This is a genomic window from Caballeronia sp. SBC1 (assembly GCF_011493005.1).
Lineage (GTDB): Bacteria > Pseudomonadota > Gammaproteobacteria > Burkholderiales > Burkholderiaceae > Caballeronia.
On record NZ_CP049156.1, the window covers coordinates 1,672,768 to 1,692,253 of the forward strand.

14 protein-coding genes are annotated in these 19,486 nt (G+C 59.8%); 9 read left to right on the forward strand and 5 right to left on the reverse strand.

Translation table 11 applies throughout. The features are described 5' to 3' along the window. Window positions 1–17: 17 nt before the first annotated feature. From SBC1_RS07420 to SBC1_RS07435, 4 genes are all read left to right on the forward strand, one after another. Window positions 18–1,334 (forward strand): homoserine dehydrogenase, encoded by a 1,317-nt coding sequence (locus SBC1_RS07420; protein WP_165089744.1) that lies wholly within the window; start codon window positions 18–20, stop codon window positions 1,332–1,334. A 9-nt stretch (window positions 1,335–1,343) separates the two neighbouring features. After that, on the forward strand, window positions 1,344–2,789 hold the full coding sequence (gene thrC, locus SBC1_RS07425; protein ID WP_165089749.1) for a threonine synthase: 1,446 nt from the start codon (window positions 1,344–1,346) through the stop codon (window positions 2,787–2,789). 198 nt (window positions 2,790–2,987) lie between these two features. Further along, window positions 2,988–4,580, forward strand: coding sequence for an ABC-F family ATPase (locus SBC1_RS07430; RefSeq protein ID WP_165089753.1), 1,593 nt, complete (start codon window positions 2,988–2,990; stop codon window positions 4,578–4,580). Window positions 4,581–4,837: 257 nt separating this feature from the next. Next, complete coding sequence (locus tag SBC1_RS07435) at window positions 4,838–5,995, forward strand: nitronate monooxygenase family protein (protein ID WP_165089755.1); 1,158 nt, start codon at window positions 4,838–4,840, stop codon at window positions 5,993–5,995. A gap of 185 nt (window positions 5,996–6,180) precedes the next feature. On the opposite strand, the gene SBC1_RS07440 is transcribed toward SBC1_RS07435, so the two are convergent. Then, window positions 6,181–6,384 (reverse strand): DUF1289 domain-containing protein, encoded by a 204-nt coding sequence (locus SBC1_RS07440; protein WP_165089758.1) that lies wholly within the window; start codon window positions 6,382–6,384, stop codon window positions 6,181–6,183. Window positions 6,385–6,454: 70 nt separating this feature from the next. Further along, window positions 6,455–7,765 (reverse strand): phospholipase A, encoded by a 1,311-nt coding sequence (locus SBC1_RS07445; RefSeq protein WP_165987500.1) that lies wholly within the window; start codon window positions 7,763–7,765, stop codon window positions 6,455–6,457. A gap of 789 nt (window positions 7,766–8,554) precedes the next feature. Here SBC1_RS07445 and SBC1_RS07450 point away from each other — a divergent pair. The 4 genes from SBC1_RS07450 (at window position 8,555) to SBC1_RS07465 (ending at window position 12,761) form a co-directional block, all read left to right on the forward strand. Further along, the gene (locus tag SBC1_RS07450) at window positions 8,555–9,634 is read left to right on the forward strand and encodes a polyamine ABC transporter substrate-binding protein (protein ID WP_165093113.1); all 1,080 of its coding nucleotides are present in this window, start codon (window positions 8,555–8,557) and stop codon (window positions 9,632–9,634) included. 171 nt (window positions 9,635–9,805) lie between these two features. Beyond that, a complete protein-coding gene (locus SBC1_RS07455) occupies window positions 9,806–11,014 on the forward strand; it encodes an ABC transporter ATP-binding protein (RefSeq protein WP_165089768.1) in 1,209 nt (402 codons plus the stop codon). Further along, on the forward strand, window positions 11,011–11,943 hold the full coding sequence (locus SBC1_RS07460; protein ID WP_165987502.1) for an ABC transporter permease subunit: 933 nt from the start codon (window positions 11,011–11,013) through the stop codon (window positions 11,941–11,943). The genes SBC1_RS07455 and SBC1_RS07460 overlap by 4 nt, the downstream gene beginning before the upstream one ends. Then, complete coding sequence (locus SBC1_RS07465; protein ID WP_165093114.1) at window positions 11,943–12,761, forward strand: ABC transporter permease subunit; 819 nt, start codon at window positions 11,943–11,945, stop codon at window positions 12,759–12,761. The genes SBC1_RS07460 and SBC1_RS07465 overlap by 1 nt, the downstream gene beginning before the upstream one ends. Window positions 12,762–12,785: 24 nt before the next feature. On the opposite strand, the gene SBC1_RS07470 is transcribed toward SBC1_RS07465, so the two are convergent. The 3 genes from SBC1_RS07470 to mfd form a co-directional block, all read right to left on the reverse strand. Continuing rightward, window positions 12,786–13,799, reverse strand: a complete 1,014-nt coding sequence (locus tag SBC1_RS07470) for a threonine/serine dehydratase (RefSeq protein WP_165089774.1) — start codon at window positions 13,797–13,799, stop codon at window positions 12,786–12,788. 39 nt (window positions 13,800–13,838) lie between these two features. Continuing rightward, on the reverse strand, window positions 13,839–15,071 hold the full coding sequence (gene argE / locus SBC1_RS07475) for an acetylornithine deacetylase (protein WP_165987504.1): 1,233 nt from the start codon (window positions 15,069–15,071) through the stop codon (window positions 13,839–13,841). Between the two features lie 98 nt (window positions 15,072–15,169). Next, window positions 15,170–18,661, reverse strand: coding sequence for a transcription-repair coupling factor (mfd, locus tag SBC1_RS07480; protein ID WP_165089784.1), 3,492 nt, complete (start codon window positions 18,659–18,661; stop codon window positions 15,170–15,172). A 109-nt stretch (window positions 18,662–18,770) separates the two neighbouring features. Between mfd and ispD the strand changes: the two genes are divergently transcribed. Then, window positions 18,771–19,484, forward strand: coding sequence for a 2-C-methyl-D-erythritol 4-phosphate cytidylyltransferase (gene ispD, locus SBC1_RS07485; RefSeq protein ID WP_165987506.1), 714 nt, complete (start codon window positions 18,771–18,773; stop codon window positions 19,482–19,484). Window positions 19,485–19,486 lie beyond the last annotated feature (2 nt).

Sequence of the window (19,486 nt, forward strand, 5' to 3'; positions counted from 1 at the left end):
ATAAGACTCACGCTGCAATGGAACCGATCAAAGTTGGCCTGCTGGGCTTCGGCACCGTCGGCAGCGGCACCTTCACGGTGCTGCGCCGCAATCAGGAAGAAATCAAACGGCGCGCCGGACGGGGCATCGAAATTACGCGCATCGCGGTGCGCACGCCGTCGAAGGTGCAGGGCGTGGCGGGCATTGACGTCACGACCGACTTCAACGCCGTCGTCGACGATCCTTCCATCGATATCGTTGCCGAGATGATCGGCGGCACGGGCGTCGCGCGTGAACTGGTGCTGCGCGCGATCGCCAACGGCAAGCATGTGGTGACGGCGAACAAGGCGCTCCTCGCCGTGCACGGCAGCGAGATTTTCGAAGCGGCGAGCAAGAAGGGCGTGATGGTCGCGTTCGAAGCGGCGGTGGCGGGCGGCATTCCGATCATCAAGGCGCTGCGCGAAGGGCTGACGGCGAACCGGATCGAGTACATCGCGGGCATCATCAACGGCACGACGAACTACATTCTTTCGGAGATGCGCGACCGTGGGCTCGACTTCGCGACCGCGCTGAAAGCGGCCCAGGACCTCGGTTATGCCGAAGCCGATCCGACCTTCGACATTGAAGGCGTGGACGCCGCGCACAAGATCACGATCATGAGCGCGATCGCGTTCGGCGTGCCCGTTCAATTCGACCGGGCTTACGTGGAAGGGATCAGCAAGCTCGACGCGATCGATATCCGCTACGCGGAAGATCTCGGCTACAGGATCAAGTTGCTGGGCATTGCGCGGCGCACGGAGAAGGGCATCGAGTTGCGCACGCATCCCACGCTGGTTCCGGAGAAGCGCTTGCTGGCGAATGTTGAAGGGGCGATGAACGCGGTGGTAGTCCATGGCGACGCCGTGGGCACCACGCTTTATTACGGCAAGGGCGCCGGCGCTGAGCCAACCGCATCGGCTGTGGTCGCCGACCTCGTGGACGTCACACGCCTGCATACGGCGGATCCCGAGCATCGTGTGCCGCATCTCGCGTTCCAGCAGGACAGCTTGGCCAATACGCCGATCCTGCCGATCGAAGAAGTCACGAGCAGCTACTACCTGCGCCTGCGCGTGGCCGATGTCACCGGCGTGCTCGCGAACATCACGCGGATTCTCGCCGACAAGGCCATTTCCATCGATGCATTGCTGCAGAAGGAATCCGAGCACGTCGACGGCGAGGATAAGGGCGAAACCGACATCATCCTGATCACGCACGAGACGGTCGAAAAGGAAATCAACGCTGCGATCACGCAGATCCAGGCGCTCTCCACCGTGGTTTCGAAAGTGACGAAGCTGCGCATGGAAGGATTGAAATAGGGCTTTAAAATGAACTACATCTCCACCCGCGGCGCCGGTTTCGGCGAAAGCCATTCTTTCTCCGACATCCTGCTCGGCGGTCTCGCCAAGGACGGCGGCCTGTATTTGCCCGCTGAATATCCGCGCGTCACGGCGCAAGAACTGACTGCGTGGCGCACGCTGTCGTATGCGGATCTGGCCTACGAAATCCTGCGCAAATTCAGCGACGACATTTTCGACGAAGATCTGCGCTCGCTCACGCGCCGTACTTACACGGCCGGCACGTACAGCAATGTTCGCGATCATGAAAGCGCGTCGCAGATTACGCCTCTGAAAACGCTGGGCGAAGAGGGCGGCACAACGATCTCGCTGCTGGAATTGTCGAACGGACCCACGCTCGCGTTCAAGGACATGGCCATGCAGTTGCTCGGCAACCTGTTCGAGTACACGCTGGCCAAAGAGGGGCAGACGCTGAACATTCTTGGCGCCACCTCGGGCGACACGGGCAGCGCGGCCGAATACGCCATGCGCGGCAAGCAGGGCGTGCGCGTTTTCATGCTGTCCCCGCATCAGAAGATGAGCGCGTTCCAGACGGCGCAGATGTTTTCGCTGCAGGATCCGAACATCTTCAACCTGGCGGTGATCGGCAACTTCGACAATTGTCAGGACATTGTTAAAGCGGTGTCGAACGATCACGCGTTCAAAGCGGCTAACAAGATCGGCACGGTCAATTCGATCAACTGGGCACGCGTGGTTGCGCAGGTCGTGTATTACTTCAAGGGCTACTTCGCCGCGACAAAGTCGAACGCCGAGCGGGTGTCGTTTACGGTGCCATCGGGCAATTTCGGCAATGTGTGCGCCGGGCATATCGCGCGCATGATGGGTTTGCCGATCGAGCAACTGGTCGTCGCCACGAATGAAAACGACGTGCTCGACGAGTTTTTCCGCACCGGGGTTTATCGCGTGCGCACAGCAGCCGAGACGTACCACACGACCAGTCCGAGCATGGATATCTCGAAGGCGTCGAATTTCGAGCGTTTTGTGTTCGATCTGCTTGGCCGCGATCCCGCGCGCGTGCTGCAGCTGTTCCGGGATGTGGAAGAAAAGGGTGGATTTGATCTTGCGGCCAGCGGCGACTTTGCGCGCGTGCAGGAATTTGGTTTTGTGTCGGGACGCAGCAGCCATGCGGACCGTGTGGACACCATTCGCGACGCGTTCAAGCGTTACGGCACCATGATCGATACCCACACGGCCGATGGCCTGAAGGTGGCGCGCGAACACCTGACACCGGGCGTGCCAATGATCGTGCTGGAAACCGCTCAGCCGATCAAATTCGGCGAAACTATCCGGGAAGCGCTTGAGCGTGAACCGGAACGGCCGGCGGCGTTTATTGGTATTGAAGAATTGCCACAGAAATTCGATATCGTGGCGGCCGAGGTGAGCCTCGTGAAGGCGTACATCGCGGAGCGCATCTAGGCGCAGGACAGGCGGCAGCGAGCGGGTTCGGGCAACCGGCAACGCCGCTCGCGGCATCGTTCGCGGCGTCATTGAAAGGCCGCTGGAAGTGCGGCCTTCGCATTCGCACGTGCAGCTTTCCGCTGCAATGCCGCAATTCGTCCCAAAAACTGCTAAAATTGCAGGTTTTTCGCCGTACACCATTCAAAAGGACGCGCTGTGCTGTCTACTGCCAACATCACCATGCAATTCGGGCCGAAGCCCCTCTTCGAGAACATTTCGGTCAAGTTCGGGGAAGGAAATCGCTACGGCCTGATCGGGGCGAACGGCTGCGGCAAATCCACGTTCATGAAGATTCTGGGCAGCGACCTGGAACCGAGCTCCGGCAACGTGATGCTCGAACCGAACGTGCGTCTTGGTAAGTTGCGCCAGGATCAGTTCGCGTATGAAGACATGCGCGTGATCGACGTCGTGATGATGGGCCACACGGAAATGTGGAACGCGATGTGCGAGCGCGACGCTATTTACGCGAATCCCGACGCCACCGACGACGACTACATGCACGCCGCCGAACTCGAAGCGAAGTTCGCCGAGTACGACGGTTATACGGCCGAAGCGCGCGCCGGCGAGTTGCTGCTGGGCATTGGCATTGCGATCGAAGACCATACAGGTCCCATGAGCAACGTTGCTCCGGGCTGGAAGCTGCGCGTATTGCTCGCGCAGGCGCTGTTTTCGAAGCCGGATGTGTTGCTGCTCGACGAACCGACCAACAACCTGGACATCACCTCCATCCGCTGGCTCGAGGACATACTGAACCAGTACAACTCGACCATGGTGATCATTTCACATGATCGACACTTCCTGAACCAGGTCTGCACGCACATGGCGGATATGGATTACGGCACGTTGAAGGTGTACCCGGGTAACTACGACGACTACATGCTGGCTTCGGCTCAGGCGCGCGAGCGTCAGGCGAACGCGAACCAGAAGGCGAAAGACAAAGTGGCCGACCTGCAGGACTTCGTGCGCCGGTTCTCGGCGAACAAGTCGAAGGCACGCCAGGCGACCAGCCGCGCGAAGCAGATCGAGAAGATCAAGATTGAGGAATTCAAGCCGTCGTCGCGGCAGAATCCGTTCATTCGTTTTGAATTCGAGAAAAAGCTGCACAACATTGCAGTGGTGGCGACCAACATCACCAAGAAGTACGACCGCACGATCTTTAATCACTTCAACCTGAGCGTTCAGCCGGGTGAACGGATTGCGATCATCGGCGAGAACGGCGCGGGCAAGACCACGTTGCTGCGTGCGCTGAAGGGCGCAATCGAACTGGACGGCGGCACGGTCAAGTGGGCGGAAAACGCGTTGGTCGGTTATATGCCGCAGGACACGTACGAAGAGTTTCCGAAGGACGAGACGCTGACCGACTGGGTAGACCAGTATCGTCAGGACGGCGACGACGACCAGATGGTTCGTGGCACGCTGGGCCGTTTGCTGTTCAACGCCGACGACATCAAGAAATCGGTCAAGGTGCTGTCGGGTGGTGAGAAAGGCCGCATGATCTGGGGCAAGCTGATGCTCGGGCGCCCGAACGTGCTGTTGATGGACGAGCCGACCAACCACATGGACATGGAATCGATCGAGTCCTTGCAGATCGCGTTGGAGAAGTATGAAGGCACGCTGATCTTCGTTTCACATGACCGCGAGTTCGTGAATGGACTGGCGAACCGGATTATCGAAGTGAAGAACGACGGCACGCTGCGCGACTTCGGCGGTACGTACGAGGAATTCCTGACGAGCCAGGGTATTCAGTAACACAGCAATTCAATAAGCCGAAACGCAAATGGCCCGCTTCGTAAAGAAGCGGGCCATTTGCGTTTTGAGACGATGTTTAGACCTGCGTGAGGCGACTGAAGAACGTTCGTCGCCGCGATCGGTTTTTTCCTAAAAATGACCGGCTCGGACCATCGGAAACTGAAACACAGCACAGTCGAACTTGCTTGATAAATCGCAACATGCATTTGTCTAACCTCCTGCAAGCTCAAAACTTTGACTCTGGAGATGTTCCTTCAATGACCCCACTTACTCCCCTGACCATTCGCGGCCGCACGTTGCTTCCTATTGTGCAGGGAGGCATGGGCGTGGGTGTGTCCGCGCACCGGCTGGCCGGCGCCGTAGCCCGGGAGGGTGCAATGGGAACAATCTCGAGCATCGACTTGCGGCACCACCATCCCGACCTGCTTGAGATATGCAAACAGAACCCGGATCAGGCGACCCTGGAGGCAGCCAATCAGACGGCATTGTCGCGCGAGATCATTGCAGCGAAGGCCCTTAGCGAAGGCCACGGCATGATTGCCGTGAATGTCATGCGCGCGGTTTCGTCCTACGCAGCGGCGGTGCAGACGGCGTGCGAGAGCGGTGCCGACGCTATCGTCATGGGGGCAGGCCTGCCGCTGGACCTGCCGGACCTGACGCAAGGCGTCGATATCGCGCTGATCCCGATCTTGTCGGATAGCCGTGGCATCGCGCTGGTACTGAAGAAGTGGCTCAAGAAGAATCGTTTGCCCGATGCCATTGTGATCGAACATCCGGGCCATGCGGGTGGCCATCTCGGCGTGGCGAGCGTTGCGGATATTCCGAGCGAGCGTTTTGACTTCGCTCGCGTGATTGAAGAAACCATGCTGACCTTCGATACCCTCGGTATCGGCCGTACCCAGATTCCGCTGATCGTGGCGGGTGGCATCGACGGGCATGCGGCGGTGCGTCGCTGGCTGGACGCAGGTGCGTCGGGCGTGCAACTCGGTACGGCGTTCGCGGTGACCGAAGAGGGTGATGCGCATCCTGAATTCAAGCGGGTTCTTGCCGAGGCAACGCCAGAAGACATCGTCGAATTCGTGAGTGTGACCGGCCTGCCGGCGCGCGCGGTGAAAACACCGTGGCTCGATCGTTATATGCGCAATGAGCAACGGATTCGCGACAAGATCGGCTCGCGCGTGCAAAAGTGCCCCACAGGCCTCAATTGCCTCGTGGCGTGTGGCTTGCGTGATGGCATCGAAAAGTTCGGGCATTTTTGTATCGATACCCGTCTCGCCGCAGCTCTGCGTGGAGATCGCGCGAACGGACTGTTCTTCCGGGGGCGCGAGGCCCTGCCGTTCGGATCGGCTATTCGCAGCGTGCGGGAATTGCTCGACTTGCTGGTCGCAGATATCCGGCCCACGGCCGCAGCTTGAACGGCGCAAGTTTTGCAAACCAGACTGAAGTTTGGATTACCAGCTGAGTCAGCAGCAAGTCAGCCGCTGTCTGGCGCATAAATCAGATGTTCTCCGGGGCTTTCCGCGGGGGCAGGCGGCGCTAATGCGCATCGACAGACATGCTCCACACCTGAGGTCGTCACAAGCCCGACTTGATCCGCCGATCAAACCTTGTCGCGCGTGAAGCGCATGGCTGTGCCTTCGCGGGTAATGCGTTCCCAGACCGCGAGCTTCTCGGCTTCGCTGAGAAACACCCAGTTGGAGACTTCTCCGGCCATGCGGCCACAGCCCTTGCAGACGTCGTCGAAGAGGGTCGAGCAGACGCCGATGCACGGGCTGTCGGGCAAATCATGAAGGTTCGATGCCATAAAACGCCTGTAGTCGGGCGCGACGTGCAATGAAAACTAAAACTGCAGCGCCCGCGCAAAAGATCCAAGTTTAACGCGCGATGCTGTATCCGATCCGCGCGATCCAGTGTTGTCGCTGGTTGTAATCGAGGATGTCCTCGCCGTAGCCGTTGAAATACCCCACCCACAGGTAGCCGCCCCACGCGCTGTTGATCAGTTTGGCGAGCGGGTAGGTGAATTGGGCGTCAACGCTGCCATATCCGTGTTTTGTGCCCTTGCGCAGTGTCGTGGCGAGTTGCCAGCTGTCGGGGCTGCCGTACTTCACGAGCAGATCGACGTAACCTCGATAGTCCTGGATGTCCTCGTTGCCGCTCTTCGTGATGTAGTAATAGATTTTCGGCGATATGGTCAGGTGGGTCGAGTTGATATCGCCGAAATCCCAGGTCGGGCGCACGAAAGCGATGTTGATGCCGCGCGAATCCGCGCCGGCCTTGCCGTTCGACTCATGTCCAATACCCGCGGTCACGCCCATGCGCGAAAACAGCGAGCTTTTCCAACCCGTGTTCTCCAGGTAGTAGAACAGTTGCGGCTCGTAACTCGTGTCGCGGAACGGCGCCGATTCAGCCGACAGGTCCCAGATTGACGTTTGCGTGTACGCGAAATACAGATTGTCGAGGAAGCTGCGTGAGCGCGGATCATCGGGCAACAGCAGGCGGTACTTGAAGCTGAACTGGAATTTCGCGAGATTATCGCCGTTCTGGCCATCGGCGAAATACATGGGTTCAAAGGTCGACAAACGGCCGCTCAACATGCGGTCGCTGGTCGTCGTGGGCACGGCCGATGTGTTCGCCGCAACCTCTGCGCTCGCCAGTTGCTGCGGTGTCCTGGCCTTCGTCTCGGCGGTCTCCGCCTCTACCACTTGCGTTTGCGACTTGCCGCGGTTGAGCGTGATCAGCATGGGCGACGAATCGAAGCCTACCGGATCGACCTTTATCACGCCGCGCGCCGACTCGGGCCACGGGGCGGCATAGCGAACTTTTCGATATTGGCCGGGGCGCAGCGTCAGCTTGTCGGGGACGTTGGGCTCGCGTTGCAGCGCCAGCGGCTGCGGCGGCAGGTCGCCGTTGGTCAGCGTGACGTTGAGCGCTTTTGGCACATCGATCATGAGCGGCTGCTTGTCGTCGTCGCTATAGAGCAATGTCAGTTCGAGCGGCTGTTCCGCGGCCGCTTCCCGCACCGGCTGGAGCACGGAAACCGTGGCATAGGCGGCGCTGGTCCAGCCGAGGCTGATAGCAAACGCGAGAATGGACGGGCGGCAAACCGTCGCGACATCGCGCAGCCTCCAAGGAAAGGGAAAGGGCGTGAGAGAGCGGATGAAAAACGGCGGAGAGCCTCGGGCCATCAAACGATTGTCCTTGTTACGTTGAGTAGCGTCGTGCGCGGGCGGCAGGGACGCGTGTCCGTTTTCGTCCCCATTACATCGTGCGCTACCACTTGTTTAGCGACCAACTGAACGATTAACATTCCGTTCGCCCGCGCGGACAACATACTGACAGCATTCGCCAAACGCACAATTGTAAGCGTGCGGAAGATCATCTCGAAAGCTGAGCCGAACGGGCAGCGACAGCAAAAATTGATCCCGACAAGCGTCGATTCACTCATTCGTTGATGAGCGAGCCGGCAGGACTGAGGTGTTCGCTTGCTCGTCAGAACGCGCATTACCCGTCGGCCGATACATGCGTCCGGAGGTCACAACGTGAGAGTTTGAAGCGCAGGGCACAAGCCACGACGAGCACGGCTCCCCGCGCAAGCGGAGATCATCGGCCAATCCAGGCGGCTCTTTGGATTCAACAATGCCTGCGCGGTCTTTATGGCTCAGACCGCAAAGCCCCAAACCTCGCAAGACCCAACTCCACGCCAACCTCGTTCAAACGGGGCCTTGTAGACTTCACGCGACAAAACTCGCCGATTGTTTTTTGCGAAGCTATCTTTTGATGATAGGTTTCGTTTTTTTGAGATCGTCTCGATTAAGCAGGGGAGAAAGGGTGAATCGAGACGGGGATACCAACGGTCGGCAAGTCGAAAGGACGGAGAAACTGAAATGACAGAAAAATTGGCGGACCGGTTGTCGAAGCGTTCGGGAGCATCGGGCGTGGTTGCACGGATGCCGGCGTGCGTGGTTTCGATCACCATGGCTATTGCGGGTGTGGCGGCATTGTCGGCACCGCTGGCGGCATCGGCGAAAGACACTCAGCTCAACGTGTATAACTGGTCGGACTACATCGCGAAGGACACGATTCCGAACTTCGAGAAGCAGACTGGCGTCAAGGTCAAGTACGACAACTACGACAGCGACGACACGCTGCAAGCCAAGTTGCTCACCGGCAATTCGGGCTATGACATCGTGGTGCCGACCAGCAACTATGCCGGCAAGCAGATCACGGCAGGGATCTTCACCCCGCTCGACAAATCCAAACTCCCCAACCTCAAATACCTCGACCCTTCCCTGATGAAGCTGGTTGCGGGCGCCGATCCGGGCAACCAGTACACGGTACCGTGGGCATACGGCACGACGGGCCTTGGCTACAACGTCACGAAGGTCCAGCAGATCCTCGGCAAGAACGTCCCGCTGGATAACTGGGACATCCTGTTCAAACCGGAAAACATCTCAAAGCTCAAGGCCTGCGGTGTATCGGTGCTCGACGCTCCTGACCAGATGTTCGCCGCCGCGCTGCACTACATCGGCAAGGATCCGATGAGCACGAACCCCGCCGACTATCGCGCTGCGCTGGCGATGCTCAAGAAGATCCGTCCGTACATCACCCAGTTCAACTCGTCGGGTTATATCAACGATCTGGTCGGCGGTGACATCTGCTTCGCCTACGGCTGGTCGGGCGACGTGGTGATTGCCAAGCATCGTGCGGAAGAGGCGAAGAAGCCGTACAAGATCGAGTACTACATCCCCAAGGGCGGCGCGCCGGTGTGGTTTGACGTGATGGCGATTCCGAAGGACGCGAAGAACAAGGAAGCCGCGCTCGAGTGGATCAACTACATCGAGACCCCGCAGGTTCACGCCGCGATCACGAACGAGGTGTATTACCCGAGTGCGAACCTGGAAGCACGGAAATACGTATCGAAGGATGTTGCAGACGATCCGGCCGTGTACCCGCCGCAAGACGTGATCAAGACGCTGTTCCTGCTCAAGCCGTTGCCGCCGGAAATCCAGCGTTTGCAAACGCGGCTCTGGACGGAACTGAAGTCCGGGCGCTGATCCTGATTCCGGTAAGGTTGCCGAGGTTGCATCAGGCAGTCGACAAACGTGAAGCCCCTGGTTCTCCGGGGGCTTTGTTCGTGGCCGGCGATTTTGTTGGCGGCATCGTCGAAAGAAAAAAGTTGAAAGAGCAGCACGAATGCGCGTAGCGCAGGAGCCGGGCAGCAGATCATGAGTGAGCAGCAGTCGAGCGCAGTGCCCGCCGGACCGGGCAATCAAGGTAGTCCGGGCGGTCCGGGCGGCCCCAATGGCCGTAGGCCGGAACCGGGTTTGCGGACCGCGGACTGGACGGCGGAGAATTTCGTGCGGATCGTCGATGTAGTCAAGAAATTCGACGAGACCGTTGCAGTGAAAGGCGTGAACCTGTCGGTGAAAAAGGGCGAGCTGTTCGCGCTGCTCGGCAGTTCCGGCTGCGGCAAGTCCACCTTGCTGCGCATGCTCGCGGGGCTGGAGTCGGTCACGTCGGGCCAGATCGTGATCGATGGCGAGGATCTGGCGAGCATGCCGCCTTATCGCAGACCGGTGAATATGATGTTCCAGTCCTATGCGCTGTTTCCGCATATGACGGTGGAATCGAACGTGGCGTTCGGGCTCAAGCAGGAGGGCGTGCGCGGCGCGGAGCTCAAGGAACGCGTGCACGCGACGCTCGACCTCGTGCAGATGGCGAAGTACGCGCAGCGCAAGCCTCACCAGTTGTCGGGCGGCCAGCAGCAACGGGTGGCGCTGGCCCGCAGCCTGGTCAAGCGTCCAAAGCTGCTGCTGCTGGACGAGCCCATGTCCGCGCTCGACAAACAGATTCGCCAGCGCACGCAGATCGAGCTGGTGAATATCCTCGATAAGGTCGGCGTGACCTGCATGATGGTCACGCACGATCAGGAGGAAGCGATGACCATGGCCAGCCGGATCGCGGTCATGAGCGAAGGGGAGATCGTGCAGATCGGCACGCCGCACGAGGTCTACGAATATCCGAACAGCCGGTTCACCGCCGAATTCATCGGCTCAACGAATCTGTTTGACGGCATTGTGGTGGAAGACGAACCGGATCACGTGTTCGTGGAAACGGCGGAGTTGTCGTCGCGGCTGTATGTGAATCACGGCATCACGGGCCCGCTTGGTATGCCGGTCACCATCTCGGTCCGGCCCGAGCGCATTGCGTTGACGCGCAAGCCCCCCGACGGTGCGTACAACTGGGGCCACGGCACCGTGGCGAACATTGCTTACATGGGCGGCTACACGCTGTATCACGTGAAGCTGGATAGCGGCAAAGTGGTCGTGGCGAACCTGTCGAGTCTTGCGATTGGGCAGATTGATTCGCCCACCTGGGACGACGAAGTCTTCGTGCGCTGGACAGCGTCCGCGGGCGTGGTGCTCACAGCATGAAAACGCTGCATTTACCGAGCTTACTTAACGTACTCAAGCAACGCTTCGGCCTGACGGGCAGGACGGCGGTCATCTTCGGGCCGTATCTGTGGCTCGTGTTGCTGTTCCTCGTGCCGTTCCTGCTGGTCGTGAAAATCAGTTTCTCCGATTCGCGTCTCGGGATTCCGCCTTATACGGAATTGTCGGGGATAAAAGACGGCGTGCTGAGTATCGCGCTCGATTTTTCGCATTACGCGTTTCTGCTGACCGACAGCCTGTACTTCGCAACCTATATGAACTCGCTGCTGGTGGCGGGAGTGTCCACGCTGCTGTGCCTGCTGATCGGTTATCCGATGGCGTATTACATCGCGCGTTCGAATCCGGCGACTCGCAATCTGCTGATGATGGCCGTCATGCTGCCGTTCTGGACGTCGTTCCTGATTCGCGTCTATGCGTGGATCGGGATCCTGAAGAACAACGGCTTGCTGAACAATTTCCTGATGTGGACCGGGCTTATTCATTCGCCTATTGAGCTGTATCACACGAATATCGCGGTTTATATCGGCATGGTGTATTCGTATTTGCCGTTTCTCGTGATGCCGCTTTACGCGCATCTTGTGAAGATGGATCTCACCTTGCTTGAAGCCGCTTACGATCTTGGCGCGAAACCGTGGAAGGTGTTTTTGCAGATCACTCTGCCGTTGTCGAAGAACGGGATTATTGCGGGCTGCCTGCTGGTGTTCATTCCGGCGGTGGGGGAATACGTGATTCCTGAATTGCTGGGCGGTGCAGATACCCTGATGATCGGCCGCGTGATGTGGAATGAGTTCTTCGATAACGCCGACTGGCCGATGGCTTCCGCCGTCACTTGCGCCATGGTGTTGCTGTTGCTCGTTCCCATGGCGCTGTTCCAGTATTACCAGGCGAAGCAACTGGAGGAGAAGCGATGATTGAACCCAGTCGCTCGCTCCGGTTCACGTTTCTTGGTTTCGGATTCCTGTTTCTCTATATTCCGATCGTGAGTCTGGTGGTGTATTCGTTCAACGAGTCGCAGCTCGTTACCGTATGGACGCAATTCTCGCTGAAGTGGTACGCGGCGTTATTGCACGACGATGAACTGATCAACGCTGCGTGGTTATCGATTCGAGTTGCGGTATTCACTGCGTGCGCGTCGGTGGTGATAGGGACGTGGGCGGGATACGTGCTGGCGCGAATGGGGCGGTTTCGCGGCTTCACGCTCTATGCCGGCATGATCAACGCGCCACTCGTGATACCCGAAGTGATCCAGGGGATTTCGCTGTTGCTGCTGTTTGTGGAAATGGCGAAAGTATTCGGCTGGCCAGCCGGGCGTGGCATTTTCACGATCTGGATCGGCCACGTCATGCTGTGTATCTCCTACGTCGCGATCATTGTGGAATCGCGGGTCAGGGAATTGAATCCGTCGCTTGAAGAGGCCGCGCTCGATTTGGGCGCGACGCCATTGCGGGTGTTTTTCTCGATTACGCTGCCGCTGATATCGCAAGCGCTGGTGGCGGGGTGGCTGCTGTCGTTCACGCTGTCGATTGATGACCTCGTGTTATCGGCGTTTTTGTCCGGGCCAGGATCGACTACGTTGCCGCTTGTCGTGTTTTCGCGCGTCCGGCTCGGCTTGAATCCCGAGATGAACGCGCTCGCCACGCTATTCATTGCGTTCGTGACGGTCGGTGTGATTGCCGCGAACTACTTCATGCAACGCGGCGAGCGCAGGCGGCTGACGAATGTGTTTTAGTGACTGTAGGCGTACGAGCCGGGCTCAGTCGTCTTGAGCCGCCATCGCGAGATGTTTGCCGAGCGTTGCCGGGTCGGTGTTCGTGCCGCACAGCAACACGCCAACGCGCTTGCCCTGCAAGGTCTCGCGTAACGGCCCGAGCAACGCGGCGGTTGCAGCGGCGCATGCCGGTTCGACCGCCAGCTTCAGCTCGTTGAACAGATGCAGCATGCCGTGGCGCAGCTCGGTGTCCGACACGGTCACCAGACGGTCAATATGCCGCCGGCACAATTCGTAGCTGTAGTCTTCGGTGTGAGGCGCCATCAACGAATCCGCAATGCTGTGCATCGCGCCCATCTTCACGGTGTGATTCGCCGCAAAACTCTGGCCCATGGCATCGGCGCCCTTGGGTTCAACGCCATACACGTGAATAGATGGATTCGCGAGCCGGAATGCCAGCGATACGCCCGCCGCCAATCCGCCGCCGCCAATCGGCAGGATCACCGCGTCCAGATCGGGCGCCTGCGAGGTCCATTCGTATCCGAGTGTCGCTGTCCCCGCGATCGTCCGGTAACCGTTGAACGGATGTACGAAGTAGCGGCCTTCCTCGGCTTCTATGCGCCGCACGATCTCGAACGCTTCTGCGCCGTTCTCCGCCATCACCACTTCCGCGCCGAAACGGTGGCATAACGCCAACCGCGCCGAACTAGCGGTCTTGAGCATCACAACCTTCGCGCCGATCTCAAGCCGCATTGCAGCATAAGCAACGGCCACCGCGTGGTTGCCCGCCGACACGCACGTCACGCCCGCGTCGCGTTCGCCTTCGGTGAGCGCGAGCAAATGCGAAAACGCGCCGCGCGTCTTAAATGTGCCGCCGACCTGCAGCAGCTCGAACTTGAAGTTGATCGGCGTGCCTTCCAGTGTGGGGAAATCGTGACGCTCGAAGGTCGGCGTGCGCGCGACCCACGGCGAGAGCGTCATGTGCTGGCTGGCGACATCGTCGAGTGTGGGAATCGGCGTGCCGTCGATGGTGTTATCGGAGTGATGGGCGGTGGACATGGATTCCCTTGTGATCTCAACGAGCCATTTCAACAGACATCAACGCATCTGCGCCTCGACCGACATGCTGTGAATAAACTTGCTCAAAAACGCCTCGCACGCCGCAAGCTGCTCCAGCGACACGTATTCGTTCGCCTTATGCGCCTGCTCGATATTCCCCGGCCCGCACACAATGCTCGGCACGCCCGCCAGTTGGAACAAGCCCGCTTCGGTCCCGTAAGCCACCTTGCGCTTCTCCTGATTCGCCGTCAGCGCGCGCACGAGTTGCGTGATCGCCGCCTGCTCGGACGCGTCGAGTCCTGGCGCTGCCGCAATCTTCGAGAACTCGATTGCCGCGTTCGCGTGTTCCTTCTGCATCTTCGGCAACAACTCTTCCCGCGCGTACTTCTCGATGCGCTGGTAAATGGGCTCAGGATCGAGCGTCGGCAAATTACGGAATTCGAACGCGAAATTGCATTCGGCGGGCACCGTGTTGATCGCGTTGCCGCCATTGATGGTGCTTGTCTGCGCAGTCGTGAAGGGCACGTCGTACTGCTCGTCGAACGGGCCTTGCGCGCGAAATTCGTCGGCGACGTCGCGGATGTAACAGATCAGCCGCGCTGCGTATTCGATCGCATTCAAGCCCTGCGGTGTCAGCGACGAATGCGCGGCGAACCCGCGCACGCAGCAGTTGTACGCGTTAATGCCCTTATGCGCGATGATCGGCCGCATGCTGGTCGGCTCGCCCACAATGCAGCCATCAGGACGCAATCCGCGTTTTTGCAGATCGGTGATCATCAGCGGCGCGCCGGCGCAGCCAATTTCTTCATCGAAGGAGAGGGCGAAGTGGATCGGTCGCGCGAGTTTCGTGGCTTGCATCTTCGGCAACAAGCTCAGCGATGCACCGATAAACCCCTTCATGTCGCACGTTCCGCGACCGTACAAAAGGCCATCGCGAACTTCCGGCTTGAACGGATCGCTGTCCCATTTCTGGCCATCGACCGGTACCACGTCCGTATGCCCGGAGAGCACAATGCCGCCGTTCGTCGCGCCGTCGTGCGCGGGCACGGTCGCAAATAAATTGGCCCATTTGCCGGATGGATCGGTGGTGAGCGTGCTTTCGATACCGGCGGCGCGCAATTCGTCGCGCACGGTTTCGATCAGGCCCATGTTCGGGTTACGGCTGACGGTGTCGAAGGAGACTAGCCTCTTGACCCACGGCAACGACGCTGGTTCGGAATCAGACGAGGGTGTTTGCGCGACGGAAGCCGTCGATTCAGCGATCTGTGACATGACGCTCTCCTTGGAATTTTTACTTTCGATAATACCGAAAAAACCGGCCACGCACCGCCGGACAAGGCAGTGCGTGGGTTTGAAGCGGGTTGAAGCTGTTAGCGTGAAGGTGCGGCCGCGACGGCGGGTTTCTGCTGTCGCACCGGTGCGCCAAGCGCGCGCAGCGTTTCCTTGACCGTCGAAATCCGCACGGCAAGGTCCGGACTGCGCACTTCTATGCGCAGCTTGTCCTGCCCCGCGAGCTTGATGTGCTTGTTCTTCTGCACCATCTCGATGATCTTCATGGCATCCACTGGCGGATTCGGAATGAACTGCAACGCGATCACATGCTCAGCCGCATCGATCTTGATAATGCCCAGCGGCTTGGCCGCGAGACGCAGCTTATGCGTCTCGACCAGCGCGCTCGCCTGGGGCGGCAGCTTGCCGAAACGGTCGATCAGCTCTTCCAGGATGCTGTCGATGGCATCGCTCGTTTCGCAGTTCGCCATGCGTTTGTACAGCGATAAACGTTCCTGAACGTCGCCGCAATAATCGGCGGGAAGAATGGCCGGTGCGTGCAAGTTGATTTCGGTCGTGGCGGCGAGCGGTGAGTTCAGATCGGGTTCGCGGCCTTCTTTCAGCGCTCGCACGGCGTCATTGAGCATGTCGGTGTAAAGCTGGAAACCGATCTCGTGGATTTCGCCCGATTGTTTGTCGCCGAGCACTTCGCCCGTGCCGCGAATCTCCAGATCGTGCATCGCGAGATAGAAGCCCGAACCGAGTTCTTCCATCTGCTGGATGGCTTCCAGCCGCCGCTGTGCCTGTTTCGTGAGCGCGGCCGGATCGTGAACCAGCAAATAGGCGTAAGCCTGATGATGCGAACGCCCGACGCGCCCACGCAACTGATGCAACTGCGCGAGGCCGAATTTATCGGAGCGATGAATCAGGATCGTGTTTGCGCTAGGCACGTCGATCCCCGTTTCGATAATCGTCGTGCACAGCAGCACGTTCGCGCGCTGGCCGACGAAATCGCGCATCACGCGTTCGAGTTCGCGCTCGTGCATTTGCCCGTGCGCGACCGCAATGCGTGCTTCGGGCACGAGCGCTTCGAGCATTGCTCGGCGGTTATCGATTGTCTCGACTTCGTTGTGCAGGAAATAAACCTGTCCGCCGCGCTTCAGTTCGCGCAGCATCGCCTCGCGGATCACACCGTCTTCTTCGCGTCGAACGAAGGTCTTGATCGCCAGGCGCTTTTGCGGCGCGGTGGCAATGATCGAGAAGTCGCGCAAGCCTTCCAGCGCCATGCCAAGCGTGCGTGGGATTGGCGTTGCGGTGAGCGTGAGCACATCGACTTCCGCGCGCAGCGCCTTCAACGCCTCCTTCTGGCGCACCCCGAACCGATGTTCCTCATCGATGATCACCAGCCCGAGCCGCTTAAACACGACATCGGTGGAGAGCAGCTTGTGCGTGCCGATAACAATGTCGATGGTGCCTTCATTGATGGCCGCAATCGACGCCGCGACTTCCTTTGTGCTCTTGAAGCGCGACAACTCGGCAATCTTCACCGGCCAGTCGGAGAACCGGTCGCTGAACGTGTTCGTATGCTGTTCGGCGAGCAGGGTGGTTGGTGAAAGAATAGCGACTTGCTTGCCCCCCATCACTGCGATAAACGCCGCCCTCAGTGCCACTTCCGTCTTGCCGAAACCCACGTCGCCGCAAACCAGCCGGTCCATCGGCTTGCCGCTCGTCATATCGCCTATCACAGCGGTGATCGCTGCGGCTTGATCGGGCGTTTCCTCGAAGCCGAAACTCTCCGCGAACTTCGCGTAATCGCGCGCTTCGAGCGGGAAGGAGTGACCTTCACGCAGCGCGCGGCGTGCATAAAGATTGAGCAGCTCGGCGGCGGTATCGCGGATTTGCTGCGCGGCCTTGCGCTTCGCTTTATCCCACTGGCCGGAACCGAGCGCGTGCAACGGCGCGCTTTCCGGGTCCGCGCCGCTGTAGCGCGAGATCACGTGCAACTGGGCAACCGGCACGTACAGCTTGCTTTCGTTCTGGTATTCGAGATGCAGGAACTCGGTTTCGCCTTCCCCCAGATCCATCGATACCAGACCCATATAGCGCCCAATACCATGCTGCGTATGCACGACCGGATCGCCGATTTTCAGCTCGGAGAGGTCACGCACCATCGAATCGACGTTGCTCGCCTGCTCCTGGCGACGCCGTCCGGCGCGCCGGGTGAGCTGACCGTACAGCTCGGTCTCGGTGATGATCGAGATGCCTTCGCCGGGCAGCGCAAAGCCGTTCGCGAGCGGCGCTACGCCGAGCGAGAATTTGGCATCGCCGGTGAGCCATTGCTGGAAGGTATCGTCGAGCGACGCGCGCAGGCCGTTATCGGCGAGCAGTTGCTGGATCGTTTCGCGCCGTCCGGCGGATTCCGTCGCGAACAACACGCGATTCGGCGTCTGCTCCAGATAGTGACGCAACGCGAGCAACGGCTCCTCGGCGTGGCGATCGATGGCCAGACCCGGCAACGGAACCGCCCAACCGCCTTCGGGCGTGGCTGGGAACTTGATCTGCGCGAACGGTTTGGCAAACGAGAAAAAATCGTCGTCGCTGAGAAACAGGCGCTGCGGTTCGAGCAGCGGCCGCTCGCGATCGTGCGACAGAAAGTTGTAGCGCTGCCGCGTGTCGTTCGTGAAGCGCTTGATGGCTGCGTCCATGTCGCCGACGAACGCCAGTTGCGCGTCTTGCGGCAAGTAATGGAACAGCGTGGCGGTTTCGTCGAAGAACAGCGGCAGGTAATACTCGATCCCCGCTGCCGGCACGCCATTGCCGATGTCCTTGTAAATCGATGAACGGCTTGGGTCGCCCTCGAACACCTCGCGCCAGCGGCTGCGGAAGGCGGTTCGCGCGGGTTCATCGAAGGGAAATTCGCGGCCGGGCAGCAGGCGCACGTCGCGCACCGGATACAGGCTGCGCTGCGTGTCGGGATCGAAGGCACGGATGGAATCGACCTGATCGTCGAATAAATCGATGCGGTACGGCAGCGGCGAGCCCATTGGATACAGGTCGAGGAGCGAGCCGCGCACGCAATATTCGCCGGGACGCACAACCTGGCTCACATGCTCGTAGCCGGCCAGCGTCAACTGGCTCTTAAGCTTCGCCTCGTCCAGCCGCTCGCCTTGCGTGAACGAAAACGTATACGCAGCCAGAAACGATGCCGGCGGCATTCGATACAACGCAGTGGTCGCGGGCACGAGCAGGATGTCGCAGCGGCCTTCGCCCAGGTCGTGCAACGTCGCCAATCGTGCTGAGACCAGGTCCTGATGGGGCGAAAACGTGTCGTAGGGCAGCGTTTCCCAGTCGGGCAGAAGCCTTACCCGAGCATCCGGCGCGAAAAACGGAATTTCGATCGCGAGACGTTGCGAATCTACGGCGCTCGCGCACATTACGACCAATAACGGGACTTTTTCGCGAAAAGCCAGGTGATAGCGTGCCAGGGCGAGGGCGTCGGAGGAACCGGTGGCGCCATCGAAGGCAAAGCGCTGACCGGCTTTGACGAGTGCGATAGGGGACGTTGACTGCAAACTGACGGCTTTTGAAGGCATAAAGTGTGCGGGGAACCGTTCGCGTGCGAAAGTGCACGCGGGACTGGCATGGTCGCGATGGACCTATTATAAAATCCGGGCTTCACTTTGACTTGGGCGTTTTCAACTCGTGACTTCCCGCCTGTTCGCCCTTATCCCGTGCGCCGGTTCCGGCAGCCGCTCCGGTGCACCCATGCCGAAGCAATACCAGACTGTCGGCCGCCATCCGATGCTGCGTTATTCGCTCGCCGCCTTCGACGCCTGTTCCGAGTTTGCCCAGACGCTGGTCGTGCTGGCGCCGGGCGATCATCATTTCGATGATCGCCGTTTCGCCGGCTTGCGCTTCGCCGTGCAACGTTGCGGCGGCACGACGCGGCAAGCGTCGGTGTTTAACGGGCTTGCCGCGCTGACCGGTTTCGGTGCACGCGATGACGACTGGGTGCTTGTGCACGACGCCGCGCGTCCCGGGCTTACGCCAGGGATGATCCGCAGGCTGGTGGCCGAGTTGAAGAACGATCCGGTGGGGGGCATCCTGGCGCTGCCGGTCGCGGACACGCTCAAGCGTATCGAGGCGGAAGGCGCGGCCCATGCGGAAGGGCGCATTGCCTCCACGGAGTCGCGTAACGGCTTGTGGCAGGCACAGACGCCGCAGATGTTCCGGGTGGGCATGTTGCGCGACGCGATCACGCGAGCGCAGCAGGACGGCCACGATCTCACCGACGAGGCCAGCGCAATCGAATGGCTGGGGCACGCGCCGCGGCTGATTCAGGGAAGCCTGCGCAATTTCAAGGTGACGTATCCGGAAGATTTCGCCCTTGCGTCCGCTATGCTCGGCGGTGTTTGACG

Excerpts from the sequence above, each read along its gene's own strand:
- SBC1_RS07420 (WP_165089744.1), top strand. The coding sequence starts at position 18 with ATGGAACCGATCAAAGTTGGCCTGCTGGGCTTCGGCACCGTCGGCAGC.
- thrC (WP_165089749.1), top strand. The coding sequence starts at position 1,344 with ATGAACTACATCTCCACCCGCGGCGCCGGTTTCGGCGAAAGCCATTCT.
- SBC1_RS07435 (WP_165089755.1), top strand. The coding sequence starts at position 4,838 with ATGACCCCACTTACTCCCCTGACCATTCGCGGCCGCACGTTGCTTCCT.
- SBC1_RS07440 (WP_165089758.1), bottom strand. The coding sequence starts at position 6,384 with ATGGCATCGAACCTTCATGATTTGCCCGACAGCCCGTGCATCGGCGTC.
- SBC1_RS07445 (WP_165987500.1), bottom strand. The coding sequence starts at position 7,765 with ATGGCCCGAGGCTCTCCGCCGTTTTTCATCCGCTCTCTCACGCCCTTT.
- SBC1_RS07450 (WP_165093113.1), top strand. The coding sequence starts at position 8,555 with ATGGCTATTGCGGGTGTGGCGGCATTGTCGGCACCGCTGGCGGCATCG.
- SBC1_RS07455 (WP_165089768.1), top strand. The coding sequence starts at position 9,806 with ATGAGTGAGCAGCAGTCGAGCGCAGTGCCCGCCGGACCGGGCAATCAA.
- SBC1_RS07460 (WP_165987502.1), top strand. The coding sequence starts at position 11,011 with ATGAAAACGCTGCATTTACCGAGCTTACTTAACGTACTCAAGCAACGC.
- SBC1_RS07470 (WP_165089774.1), bottom strand. The coding sequence starts at position 13,799 with ATGTCCACCGCCCATCACTCCGATAACACCATCGACGGCACGCCGATT.
- argE (WP_165987504.1), bottom strand. The coding sequence starts at position 15,071 with ATGTCACAGATCGCTGAATCGACGGCTTCCGTCGCGCAAACACCCTCG.
- mfd (WP_165089784.1), bottom strand. The coding sequence starts at position 18,661 with ATGCCTTCAAAAGCCGTCAGTTTGCAGTCAACGTCCCCTATCGCACTC.